Source organism: Armatimonadota bacterium (genome assembly GCA_017993055.1).
Classification (GTDB): domain Bacteria; phylum Armatimonadota; class UBA5829; order DTJY01; family DTJY01; genus JAGONM01.
This window is the reverse complement of the sequence record JAGONM010000014.1, coordinates 43,215-56,087: the sequence shown is the minus strand read 5'-3', so window position 1 is coordinate 56,087 and position 12,873 is coordinate 43,215. Positions and strand designations below refer to the sequence as shown.

General features: G+C 60.0%; 10 protein-coding genes. 2 read left to right on the top strand and 8 right to left on the bottom strand.

Annotated features, from left to right (window positions below; genetic code table 11):
• Positions 1–57 precede the first annotated feature (57 nt).
• The 8 genes from KBC96_07335 to KBC96_07300 all read right to left on the bottom strand — a co-directional run bounded on the left by KBC96_07335 (position 58) and on the right by KBC96_07300 (position 9,060).
• Positions 58–945, bottom strand: a complete 888-nt coding sequence (locus KBC96_07335) for a class I SAM-dependent methyltransferase (GenBank protein MBP6964200.1) — start codon at positions 943–945, stop codon at positions 58–60.
• A gap of 20 nt (positions 946–965) precedes the next feature.
• A complete protein-coding gene (locus KBC96_07330; GenBank protein MBP6964199.1) occupies positions 966–2,438 on the bottom strand; it encodes a polysaccharide biosynthesis C-terminal domain-containing protein in 1,473 nt (490 codons plus the stop codon).
• Between the two features lie 46 nt (positions 2,439–2,484).
• Positions 2,485–3,144: an EpsI family protein gene (locus KBC96_07325; protein ID MBP6964198.1), complete on the bottom strand. Its 660-nt coding sequence runs from the start codon at positions 3,142–3,144 to the stop codon at positions 2,485–2,487.
• Positions 3,111–4,016 (bottom strand): exosortase/archaeosortase family protein, encoded by a 906-nt coding sequence (locus tag KBC96_07320; protein MBP6964197.1) that lies wholly within the window; start codon positions 4,014–4,016, stop codon positions 3,111–3,113. Before KBC96_07320 ends, KBC96_07325 begins: the two co-directional genes overlap by 34 nt.
• 62 nt (positions 4,017–4,078) lie before the next feature.
• Entirely contained in the window at positions 4,079–4,777 is a 699-nt protein-coding gene (locus tag KBC96_07315; GenBank protein ID MBP6964196.1) for a sugar transferase, read from the bottom strand.
• Positions 4,778–4,789: 12 nt separating this feature from the next.
• The gene (locus KBC96_07310) at positions 4,790–6,949 is read right to left on the bottom strand and encodes a polysaccharide biosynthesis tyrosine autokinase (GenBank protein ID MBP6964195.1); all 2,160 of its coding nucleotides are present in this window, start codon (positions 6,947–6,949) and stop codon (positions 4,790–4,792) included.
• Between the two features lie 36 nt (positions 6,950–6,985).
• Positions 6,986–7,903, bottom strand: a complete 918-nt coding sequence (locus KBC96_07305) for a polysaccharide biosynthesis/export family protein (GenBank protein ID MBP6964194.1) — start codon at positions 7,901–7,903, stop codon at positions 6,986–6,988.
• 224 nt (positions 7,904–8,127) lie between these two features.
• On the bottom strand, positions 8,128–9,060 hold the full coding sequence (locus tag KBC96_07300) for an SDR family oxidoreductase (GenBank protein MBP6964193.1): 933 nt from the start codon (positions 9,058–9,060) through the stop codon (positions 8,128–8,130).
• Between the two features lie 263 nt (positions 9,061–9,323).
• On the opposite strand from KBC96_07300, the gene KBC96_07295 reads away from it, so the two are divergent.
• Together KBC96_07295 and KBC96_07290 are read left to right on the top strand one after the other, a co-directional pair.
• Complete coding sequence (locus KBC96_07295) at positions 9,324–11,231, top strand: right-handed parallel beta-helix repeat-containing protein (protein MBP6964192.1); 1,908 nt, start codon at positions 9,324–9,326, stop codon at positions 11,229–11,231.
• A gap of 157 nt (positions 11,232–11,388) precedes the next feature.
• Complete coding sequence (locus KBC96_07290) at positions 11,389–12,873, top strand: DEAD/DEAH box helicase (GenBank protein ID MBP6964191.1); 1,485 nt, start codon at positions 11,389–11,391, stop codon at positions 12,871–12,873.

Genomic DNA, 12,873 nt, shown 5'->3' with positions numbered 1-12,873 from the left:
CTTCTTCAGGCTCCTCGAAAGCAGCATGAAATCTACCTCACGATAGACGAAACAGATTCACGACTCTGACGGCTTGCGGCCGGCGACCACGTAGAGCCGACCAAGATTCGTGGCGAGTACCGGCATCCTGTCAAGCCGCTGAACGAGATGCCGGAACACCCATTCTCCGGTTCTGCCTCTGAGAAACCCCATGCACTCGGCATGGACGACATCCAGGCCGCTTTTCCTGAGCAACTCCTGAATCTGTCCGAAGCTGAAAGTCCGCTCGTCCGCGTATGGGACTTCCTCCCCAGTATCACCCATCTTGAACGTCTTGTGCACCTTCAGCCCTCGTCGTCGCAGCAGGGCGAGCCTGCCCAGAAGATTGCCGTTGGAATCTGAGACAACGAGTTGGCCCCCGGGAAGCAACACGTCCCGGGCCATCTCGACGAAGTCCTCTGCCGGATCAATATGGGATATGGACTGGTTGCTCCATACGTAATCGAACTGCGGTTCGCGGGGAATGTTGAATACCGAATCCGTTCGGAACTCTATGTCAAGCTGGATGTCAAGCGCCTGTTCGTAGAATGTTCGACGCTTCTCGGCAACTTTGCGTCTTTCCCTCTTCAGGTCAACGCTGAAAACGCGCGCGCCCAGAGTGGCGAAGAGCAGGCTCTCTGTACCAAGGCCACTACCGGCATCAAAGACATAGGGCTTTCGATCCCGATCCCGGATCAGTTCGGATGCGATGTAGCGCAGATACCCCCTGGCAAAGCGCAGACGGAAGCGATCACCACTCGCACCTGAGGGCGGCAGATAGAGCGACTTCGGGTAGTACGAGTCAAAGACTTCGAGTTCCTCGCGGGCGAGTGACGTCGAGAGGCTTCTGTACTCCTCCTCGCGCAGATCCAAGAAACGCCTGAGCGCGGTGTCAACATCAGTGTCCGTGTTTGTGTTCGCGATCATGAATCCGCCTTATTGCGCGACTATCGAGACGAGCGTATTATTCCTGCAACCTTGCCGGGAATCCGACGCAGGATGCTCTTCTCCTTGTCGTTGAAGTACCCTGCCGCGTAGAGTGCCACGGGAAACAGAGCTGCCGACGTACTCTTGAGCAGCAGAGTGGACCAGGAATGGGCCAGGAATGTCCGGTACACGAAGAATATCGCGAGCGATACCGCCGCGGCCTTCAGTATATCCGCTACAGGATAAGGGACCGCATACGCCCGATTCGCGTAGACGACGCTGTAGACCGCGAGCAGCGCAAAACAGATCACGGTGGCCGCCACGGCCCCATCAGTTGCATAGTACTTGATCAGCACAAAGTTGAGCGCGAGATTCAGCCCAGCTATGACGATCATAAGCACGCTGAGGGCAGCCCCCCTGTTGGCCTGGATGAAGAGCGGCACGGTGAAGAAGTGCAGTCCATACAGCACGTAGGCCAGCGCGATCCAAGGCACGTAGGCGGCGGCGCTCCAGAACTGCTGCTTACCCATGACTCTCAGCAGTTCGGGCGCAAAGACGGACACTGCCAACGCCATCGCGATCAGACATGTGAGGTAGTACTTGAGTACGCTTGCACAGAACTGCGGGCCGGTGGGTGTGTTTGCGTTAGCGAAGAAGAGCGGACTCCAAGCCAGTTGGAACGCCTGAACGATCATTGTGGTTGTCATCTGCCCGAACTTGTATCCAACGCCGTATATGCCCGTGGCATCGAGACCGTGCATAGCTGTCAGAAAGTATCTGTCGGATGAGTTCAAAACCCAAGGGGCCAGAGATACCGGGATGAGAGGCAGAGACAGCGTCAGCACGTAGCGCAGTCTAGGCCACGAGAACTGCAAGCCGAGATCGCTTCGAATCAGAATCAGCCCCATGGCGACCGTAAACGCCGCGACCAGAACAGCCGCAAGCTGAGTACCGTATACCCCCCACCTGAGATACCCAACCAGATACAGGTTCAGACCGACTACGGCGATCACGTGGGCGAAGTTGATGACCAGATACCATCCGGGCCACTGCTTTGCCCTGATGGCCAGCACCGCCAGCCGGTCAACGAAGATGAAAGCGCAGGATACGGCTGTGAGGAGGACCAGAATGCCCTGAGTCGAGCTGCTGATGAGCAGTGATGCGAGGAAACCCCTGGCAAAGTAGGAAACGATCACCAGCGCTATGCCGAGCGCCACGGCGAACCCCAGCACGGAACTCATTAGTTCCCGCTTTTCCCGCTGATCCCGGCAATCGTTCATGTACACTTTTATGAGCACCGAACCGATGCCGAGCATCATTACGACCTGCAGATTGGCGGAAAATGTGTTCAGCACCTCCATCGTGCCATACTGAGATCGGGAGAACCTGTGCAAGAACAATGGGGTGAGAATCAGCGGAGAAATCTTCAGACTCATCACCCCGAAGCCGTATACCGCGGAATGTCCGACAAGTTTCTTGAGTTGATCGAGCATAGAAAGCGCACCAAGACGCTGGAGACGGCATCGGAAAGACCCGCAGCTACTCGCTCGCGGCGCCGGCGTAGAACTCCTTCTTCAGATACGGCAGGACCGACTGGGCGAAATCAACGAGATGCGACTCGGACTCCTCGTCGGTGCTCGTCACGGGCGCGGAGATCCGGATCATGGCGGACGGCCGAACCTGCTTCAGCATCAGCCGGTTTACCATCACCCGCGTCTTGTAGTTGCCGAGCGAGGTAGAGGTGGCGCCCTCGGACATGAACCAGTAGAGCCATGCCACTCGACCCTGCGCGGAGTGCTCCATGACCATGCTCATGGCGTCGAAGGTCTTGCCGGACTCCTCGTCGCGAATCTTGACCATGCGCCTCGTCTGCCCGCGCCAACCCTGGCCTTCGAGGCATATCTCAGGCTGGTGGAAGTTCCCGAGGTCCACCCCGTAGACGATGGCCAGCCCGACCTTCACATCGGCCTCGTCGTGCTCGTACCACCGGTACATAAGGCTGCTGGACGGCAGGAGACGCTTGGTCTCCTCGTCGAAGCCGGTATCGTCGTAGATCACCCAGTGGCCGAACTCCAGCGGGATTCGAGCGAAATCGGTGGTAACGCGGTTCCTATCGCTCGGCGCGACCGACCAAGTGAAACCGAGAGCCAGCGAACACAGGACTATCAGGAGAATAGCATGGGCTTGAAATCTCGACATCTGAACAACCTCGCAAGGAACGGCAGGCACATGAGCACGAGAAGCAGGACGATGTAGCCCGACCAGTCATGGAAGGCGTGCATCGCCTCGGCCCCTCTCCACTGGCCGACGAGACAGACCATGGTTATGCGGATGGCATTGGCAAAGACGCTCAGCGGGAGGGTGATCGCCACGAGCAAGATCAACCCCCACCAAGGGCCCTCCTTCAGGTACGCAAAGAGCACGGAGAACGCGAAAAGGGATATCAGCAGGCGGAAGCCGCTGCAGGCCTCCGCAACACGCGCTTCCACCCCGTTCGGCAGGGTGAGCACCTGTCCCGCCTGCACGGCATCGATGCCGATCAGATTCAGGATCGTCGCCGCTCCAGTCGTGGACCACATCTGAATCCGGAAGGAGGCCGGCCCCAGGAGGTTCCCGGGCAGAACGGCCATGAAATAGAGGTAGAGTATAGGAAACGCGAGTTCCTTCAGCATCGCCTTGCCGAGGAGTACGAGCACAAAGCCGCCGAGGAGTATCGGGAAGAGCATTCCCCTTATGCTCGCGGAGTTCGCCATCGCGGAGAACATGACGAGGAAGAGCGCCGGTATCACAATCGCGTAGCCCCACGCGCACGGTCGTATCGGCACGGCGGCGATGGCCCTCCTTTTGAGCCATACGACGAATGCGAAGATCAGCGGGATGAGTATGCCGTGAGAGTAGTTGCTCTCCTTTGCCATCCACACGCCGTACCACCACTTGAAAACCGGCATGTACAGCCAACCGAAGACGATCAGCAGGATTGCGGCAAACACCAGGTCAAGCTTGCGAAGTTCGAGGATCGTATTGCCGTTCCGCGAAGCGCTCGGTGCGGTCGTTGTCTCGTTGTTGGTCATATCGGAAAGCTCCATCGGGTTCGTCCGTCAGGCCGTGTCCTGCCGGCAGCCGCCGAGCAAGGCTAGTAGGCGCCGGTCCCCTTCAGCACCGCCGGTATCGTCTTGAGGATGATCACGAGATCAAGCCAGAGCGACTGGCGGCTAATGTACTCCAGATCGAGTTCCACCCAGCGCTCGAAGGAGAGGCTGCTTCGTCCCTGGATCTGCCAGAGACACGTCAGCCCCGGCACGACGGCGAGCCGGCCGCGCTGGTAGTCGGTGTATTTGTCCACTTCCTTCGGGAGCGCCGGGCGGGGCCCCACGAGGCTCATGTCGCCTTTCAGGACGTTGAGAAACTGCGGAAGCTCGTCGAGACTGGTCCGGCGGATGAAGGCGCCGACCCTGGTGATCCTGGGATCCCGCTTGATCTTGAAAACGGGACCCTCGGCCTCGTTCAGTTCCTCTAGTTGCTGTTTCATCTGATCCGCGTTCTCATGCATCGAGCGGAACTTGTAGATGGTGAACAGGCCGCCGTTCCTGCCTACGCGAAGCTGCTTGAAGAAGACCGGCCCCTTCGAGTCAAGCTTTACCGCCGCGGCGACGATCAATCCGAGCGGCGCAAGCACGATGACGGCAGTGAGAGAGAACAGAAAGTCCGCCAGCCGCTTGACCGCAGTCTGCCACGCACTCATGTGAGGAACAGGCGGGGCCGCCTCAGATTCGAGGCGACCCTCGCCTTCCAGGCCGGAACGATGGGTCTGTTCATCCGATGCCGCACTCATGCACTGCTCCAATCAGGCTTCGGTGTCGTCAGTAGTGTCGGCGTCACGGTCAGCGGCTTCCGACTTCGCGGCGGCGCGGACGCCAGCGGCCTCGAGGCGCCTCCGCTCGGACATGACGTCCTCGTAGCCCATCTTGAAGTGGTAGTACCCGTGACTGTCCTCCGGCCGCGCCATGTTGAGCACCGCGCCCAGCATGTTCGCGCCGACCTGCTCCAGCCTTCCCCGGAGTTCCACCTCGGCGCCTCTAGGCACGGTACCGGCGGCGTGGACTATGAGCACGTTCTTGACCAGCACCGCGAGCAGAGTCGCATCGGCAAACGCAGCAGCGGAAGGACTGTCGAAGATGACGAAATCCGCCAACTCGTTGATCTCGCTCACGAACTTCGCCATTTCGCGAGACCTGAAGAGACGAACGGGATTGCCCGGCACCGGCCCGGAAGGGACGATCAGAAGATCGGTCACCGAGGTCGGCTGGAGCGCATCCCTGAGCGGCAGTTGGCCGGCCAGGACGTTGCTGAGGCCCTTTTCGTTGCTGACGCCGAAGAACGTGTGCTGGGTGGGCTGCCTCAGGTCGCTGTCCACCAGGATGACCCTGGCACCGTCTCTCGCGAGCGATATGGCGACGTTGGCGGCAGTGGTCGAGCGTCCGGTGTCGGGCTCCGCGCTGGCGACGAGCAGTCCGTTGCCCTCCATCGTCTCCGAATGACTGATCCACAAGTTGGTGGAGAGCATCTGATAGGACGCGCCGATCACGGCTGGGAGATGCTTCTCATCGGAGAGGGAATGCGACTTCGCGGTCGGAACGACGGCAAAGACCGGAAGCTCCAGCAAGGCCTCGGCCTCGGCGGGCGTCTTGATCGTGTTGTCAAGATAGTTCAGCAGGAAGGCTATGCCGGAACAGAGCACCGGGCTGAGCAGCAGAGCGAGGATCAACTTCATCCTCTTGCGCGGGTCTGCAGGGCCTGACTGGGCCTGGTCCACGACCTGTATCGAGCTGACGTTCTCGGCCTCCTGCTCCCTGATTGCAGCCTCGTCGAGTTTCTGGCGCAGCAGGGTATAGGTGCTCTTAGCAGCATCTTCGTCAAGAGTCAGCTGAGCCAGTCGCGCTTCCTCTACAGGCAGTTCATTGAGAAGCGGCTCGACAACGCTAATCTCTGCCTGCGCGGCGGCACGAGCGGCATCGGCTGCGGAGAAATCGGCGGCAGCGGACACGTAGTTCGTGAGCAGATTGTCGTACACCGGGTTGGTCGAAGTTACCGTAGCGCTGAGGGCCATCTTGCCAGCCTCCGCAAGCCTTCGCTTGGTTTCAGCTATGGCCTGCATAAGAGCCCGCACGTCGGGATGTTCCGGCTTGCGGTCGCGCAGCATCTTCTGCAGCTCTATCTCCTGCTTGGAGAGCTCAACTTCGAGAGAGTTCCATATCGGGTTGCTGGCGACCGTGGACTGCGCATCGCGTATGCTCGGGAACTGCTTTTCGTCTGCGAGCTTGCGCTCCAGGCTGACCATTCGGCCGCGGGCCTGCTCCGCCTGTACCTGCACCTGCGAGAGCTGAATCTCGAGTTGAGACAGCCTCTGGATGAGGATGTCGGTCTGGCGCGGCAGCATGACGGCCCCGGATTCCTCCTTATACTTGCGAATCGCCTCGCGGGCTTCGGTGAGCCGCTTCTCGACCTTGGGCAGTTCGCGCTGAATGAACTCCTTGGTGCGTGTCGCGCCGCCGTAGTTCATCTCGTTGTAGAACTTGACGAACTCGACAGTTATGACGTCCGCGGTCGTCATGGCTTCGGCCTGGGTGTCGGACTTCACCTTTATTCGGAGAAGCATCGTATCCAGAACCGGCGTGACCTCGACTGTGCCCATGATCTTCACCGGGTCGCTGATCACCCCGAGGCGCAGCAGGGTCTCGTAGGACCGCTGCATGACCGTCTGGCTCTTCACAAGCTGGCCGAGGTTGGACAGACGCAGTTTGGGATCAACCTGCATCATGAACGGAGCAGTGTATATGTTGACCTTGTCCTCGCCCGGAAGCCGCTCCATGACTGTCGTCCAGGCCTCGAACTGCTGGGGACCCAGGTAGGTTACGCCGAAGACGATCCCGACGCAAATGAGGCTGCCGATGATGATCATCCACTTGCGCTTCCGTAGGATTCGATAGTATTGCCAGAGTTCCAATAGAGTGTCCTCCTCGATACCGGGACGCACTGCCCACTACAGGCCCAGGATTCTAAGCAGATAGCTGGTATTGAACACGGCCGAAACGACCTGGGATATCTTTGACCAGTCCGGCTTCGCGGTCTCCGGAACGTAGACCACGTCGCCGGGTTCGAGCTTGATATTCTGCGTCAGGTCAGCCTTCGACATGAAATTGCCGAGGTCGAGCTTGATGCGTTCCGCCGGTCTGGACCCGTCGGCGCCTCCCCGGATCACAACGGTGCCCTTGAGCACGCCTCTGTCGGTCGGTCCTCGCGCGATAGATATCGCATCCATTGCGGTCATGTTCTCTTTGAGTTTGACCTGGCCGGGTTGAAGCACCTCGCCTAGGACGAATACCCTGTTCTGGGTGTCCTCGGGGATGAAGATCGTGTCGCCGTCCATCAGTTCCATATTGACGGACATATCGCCCTGGATAAACAGCCTGTGCAGATCCAGTGGAACGGACTCGTTCATGTCCCTGCGAGTGAGAATGGCTCCGCGAAGATTGGCGGTTTCGCGGAAGCTCCCTCCCTGGGCGACGGCTTCCATCACCCGGTCGCCGTACTTGAACTCGAACTGGCCCGGCCTGTTGACCTCACCCAGGACATGCACCTTGGGCTTTCGGAACTGCGATATGGTAAGTTGTATCCTGGGCTCAACAAGGTACATGTCGAGCCCTCTGCGAATCTGCTCGATGAGTTCGGCGGGAGTAAGCCCCTCGACGTGCATCTGGCCGATCAGGGCGATGTTGATGTTCCCCTCGGGATCCACCATGTGCTCGCCTGTGAGGTTCGGCTCTCCCCAGACGCTCAGACGCAGTACGTCCTCGGTCTGGATGCGGTACTGCGCCGAGACCGTCTGCGCGTCGGCGGGCATCACCGCAGCGTACGACAGCAGCAGGGATATGACAAAGGCGAGTGCTATGAGTCTCATTGCTTAACTCCCTCCGGAAGAGGAAACGTTTGGCCGAATCGCGAGAACGAGCGCACCGAACCTGCCAAAGCACGGCGAGCGCGTCCCGGTAATAGTACCGGCATTCTCAACAGACATTATGGCGCGGAACGGCGCCGTCTGGAGTCCTGCTCGGAGTTTCCGATCGGATGTCCCGGATAATCTACGCAATGCACCGCTCCTTAGTTCCTGCGGCGCCCCGTGCCCTACTGCTCCTTGAACCAGGCCGCGAGACGCGCAAGTCCTTCTCGAAACCCCACGGACGGCGCGAATCCGAGCGTACCGCGAGCCTTCTCGATCCCCGCGGCGGAATGCTTCACTTCCCCCGCGCGAGACGGCTCGAAAACCGGTTCGATGCTCGTGCCGAGCACCTCGTTCAGCCCGGCGACCAGATCGAGCAGATTGTAGCTCTCCCCGCACGCGATGTTGAACACCTGGCCGGCGATATCCGGTGTATGGCAGGCCAGCATGTTCGCCGCAACGTTGTTCGAGACGTACGTGAAATCCCGTGACTGCAGACCGTCGCCGAATATCGTCGGCGGCTTGCCGGCCAGCATCCGCGTGAGGAACTTCGGTATGACGGCGGCATACTGCGATTCCGGGTCCTGCCTAGGTCCGAAGACATTAAAGTACCGGAGCGCAACCGTCTCCAGGCTATACAGATTCGCGAACATGCGGCAGTATTCCTCGCCGGCGAGTTTACTTAGCGCGTACGGCGAGAGGCACTCGGTCGGCATTTCCTCGGTCTTCGGCAGGCCGGGCAGATCACCGTAGACCGCCGATGACGAAGCCAGGATAACTCTCCGAACACCCGCATCCCTGGCTGCAATGAGAACATTCAGGGTCCCTGTAAGGGTTGCATCGTGGGTTGAGGCGGGATCCTCTATCGAGCTGATGACAGAGGCTATGGCGGCGTGATGCAGAACGTAGTCAACGCCATCCGTGGCCTTGCGCACCGTATTCAGGTCCGCGACGCTTCCTTCCGTCAGCCCGATCACGCCCATGTTACGGCGTATGTTATCGAGGTTCCCGGTGGAGAAATCGTCGAGAACGCGGACCTCCTCTCCCTGGCCGACCAAGTGGTCCACCAGGTGCGAACCGATGAAGCCCGCCCCGCCGGTAACGAGGTATACACTCATAGACTAAGAGTCCTGGCATCCTTCCAGCTCACGGCACGGAGACGGTCTCCGAGCCGGTTCACAAGAAACGCCAAATGTTAGCACCTCTCTTAGTCGCTGTCAAGCCGACGGCTTGCCTCGGAAGCGCAGCTGTGCGATAATCGGCCAGTGAATACGATGGTACATCGAAATCCGAGGCCGCCGAGATGATCAAGACCTGCCGTTCAACACTGATGACTCTTGCACTGGCTCTGCTCGTCTGCGGGCCAAGGGAGGCAACCTGTATGCCAAACGCCGATCTCTACGTGTCCCCCGCAGGCAACGACTCCTGGAGCGGGACGCTGGATTCGCCCAACGAGATGCAGACCGACGGGCCGTTCGCGTCCCTCACGAGAGCGCAAGCAGCCGTCAGGGCGCTGCCAACATCTCAGAGGACCCGGACGGTACTGATCCGCGCGGGCACGTACTTCCTCGATGAACCACTGATATTCACGGCCCGGGATTCCTGCACGACCTACGAAGCATATCCCGGCGAGAAGCCGATCATCAGCGGCGGGAGGATGATCACCGGGTTCACGCGCGGGGAAGGTGGAGTCTGGGAGACGCAAATCCCCGATGTCAAGGCAGGCAAGTGGTACTTCCGCGACCTCTACGTCAACGGAGAGCGGCGCTCCAGACCGAGACTGCCGTCCGCCAGCTTCCACAATATCACGCAGTCCCTGGGCGATGGCGTGCGCGACCAGTTCGTCTACAAGGAAGGCCAGTTCTACTTCTGGAAGAACCTCAGCGACGTCGAAGTCGTGGTCTTCAACGCGTGGGATGATCCGAGGTTCCGAGTGGCCGGCCTCGATCCCGAGAAGCATATCGTGAAGCTGAGCGGCTCGAACAACTGGAAGTTCGGAGCGTGGAGTTCGGACATGCGATTCTACATCGAGAACGTGGGCGAAGACCTGTACGAACTCGGCAAGTTCTATCTCGACCGCTCGACCGGGATGCTGCAGTACTTCCCAATGGACGACGAGAGGCGCAACACGGCGGAGGTTGTGGCACCGTACCTAGAGCAGCTTGTAAGTATTGACGGTGACCCTGAGAACAGCACGTATGTGGAACGCCTCACGCTCAAGGGGCTGACGTTCATGCACTGCGGATGGACGCTGCCCAAAGAGGGGATCGTGCCGGTCCAGGCGGCATATCCGGTGCCGGGAGCGATCACGGCCAAGGGCGCCAGGCACTGCGCCATCGAGGGCTGCGAGGTCTCGAGGTGCGGCACATACGGCATCAGCTTCCACCACGGGTGCCAGGACAACCGGATCGTCGGCAACCATATCTACGACATGGGCGCCGGCGGGATCAAGATCGGCGAGCCGCTCAACGAAGCGCCGGATAACATCCGGACCGAGCGAAACCTCATCTCTAAGAACCACATCCACGACGGCGGAATCACTCATCACTCGGCAGTCGGTATCTGGGTCGGAGGCAGCGGGCACAACACGATCTCCCGCAACCACATCCACGATCTCTACTACACGGGTATCTCGGTCGGCTGGCGATGGGGGTATGCGTACAGCCCCGCGGTCGAGAACATCATCGAGTACAACCACATCCACGACATTGGGAGGGGGCTTCTGAGCGACATGGGCGGAATCTACACGCTCGGGCCGTCACCCGGGACCGTTCTGCGGGGCAACCTGATCCACGACGCACAGTCGTATCACTACGGCGGCTGGGGCATCTACTTCGACGAGGGAAGCAGCGGCATCCTGGCGGAGAACAACATCGTCTACAACACGAAGACCGGCGGATTCCACCAGCACTACGGCAAGGAGAACGTCGTCCGGAACAATATCTTCGCCTTTGCGAAGGAGCAGCAGCTCCAGAGGTCTCGGCCAGAGGAGCACCTGCAGTTCACGTTTGAGAACAATATCGTGTACTGGAGCGGTGATGGTCCGCTACTTGGTGGCAACTTGACGGGCGACTCCTACAAGTTTGACAAGAACGTGTACTGGAACGCATCAGGGCCGGTCGAGTTTCCTGGCGGACTCGATGCCTGGCATGCTCGCGCGCTGGATGTCCACTCAATCGTCGCCGATCCGCTTTTCGTCAATGCGGTGAAGTACGATTTCCGGCTCAGGAAGGACTCACCAGCTATCAAGCTCGGCTTCCAGCCGATCGACAGAGCGGGAGACAGATAGTGGCGCTGGTAATACCTGTCGGGATGTGGTATAGTATCAGCGTTGCTGCGTTGCTTTGGCACTGACCTGGTTGTTCACGGATGTCTTCGGACCGGCTGGCTCACTCGCTTCAAGCCTCGGAGACAATAGACTATAGACCAACCAGGAGTGCATTCATTTGAGTTACGAGGACAGAGTATGTGTCTGCCGTGACTGCGCGCAGGAGTTCACATTCAGCGCAGAATCCCAGGCGGACTTCGAACGGCGCGGCTTCAACCCGCCCGTGCGATGTTCCGATTGTCGGAACAGGCGCGGCCCCCGACGCAAGCAGGATTCCACCTCCAATACAGAACATCGTGAACCAGTCGGCACGCCGTCATTCGGCGATTTCGGACTCGACGCAAGGCTCGAGCGCGCCATCCGCGCGGCCGGATTCGAGACCCCCACCCCGGTCCAGACTGCCACGATCCCGCTAGGCATGAGCGGCAGGGACCTCATCGGCACGGCTCAGACCGGAACCGGCAAGACAGCCGCGTTCGTGCTTCCGATACTTCACCATCTGCTGAGCAACCCGGTCAGCAAGCCCTGCACCAGGGCATTGGTTATCACACCGACGAGAGAACTGGCCGAGCAGATCAGCGATTCGTTCAAGCTGTTGGGCAAGTTCACGAAGATCAGAACCGCCACCGTCTACGGTGGAGTCGGATTCGCACCCCAGGAGCGCGCGCTCCGCACGGGCGCTGATGTGATCGTGGCGTGTCCAGGCCGGCTGCTCGATCACATCGAGCGCCGCAACACCGATTTCGCCGGCGTGGAGAAACTAGTGCTCGACGAGGCGGACAGGATGCTAGACATGGGATTCCTACCCTCGATCAGACGCATTCTGTCCTATCTGCCCAGGCAGCGGCACAGCATGCTCTTCTCAGCCACATTCGCAGACGAGTTGATGATGCTCGCCAAAGACACGCTTTGCGACCCGAAGCGAGTGGCAATCGGCATAGAGGCGCCGCCCAACACGGTAGCGCACGTCCTCTACCCTTGTCCTCAGCACCTCAAGACCTCGCTGATCCTCAGGCTGCTCGACGAGACCGACACGAACTCCGTGCTCGTCTTCACGCGCACCAAGCACCGCGCCGACCGAGTCGCCCAGCAGATCAAGCGGGCCGGGTACAAGACATCGGCGCTGCACTCGAACAAGTCGCAGGGCCAGCGGCAGGCCGCGCTCGACGATTTCCGCTCCGGCAAGTGCCAGATTCTCGTCGCGACGGACATCGCCGCGAGAGGCCTGGACGTCGAGGGAATTTCCCACGTCATCAACTACGACATCCCAGACACGCCGGACACTTACATCCATCGGATCGGACGCACGGGAAGGGCTGAGCGCGACGGCGACGCCATGACTCTCATCACCCGCGACGACTCGGGGATCGTGCGGGATATCGAGAAGACTCTCGGCGCTCCCATTGAGCGGCGCGAGGTCGAGGATTTCGACTACGCCGCGCCCGCGACGACTCTCGACAGGATTCAGAACGCGGACATGCATCGAGACAGGTCGCTGCCGAGCGTGGCGCAGGCGGTGATCCTCGCTCATGCCCTGCCGGACAGACACGTGCCGAAGGGCGCGCTGGGCCTGAGCAGACGCAGAAGGATGAAGCGCCGCTGA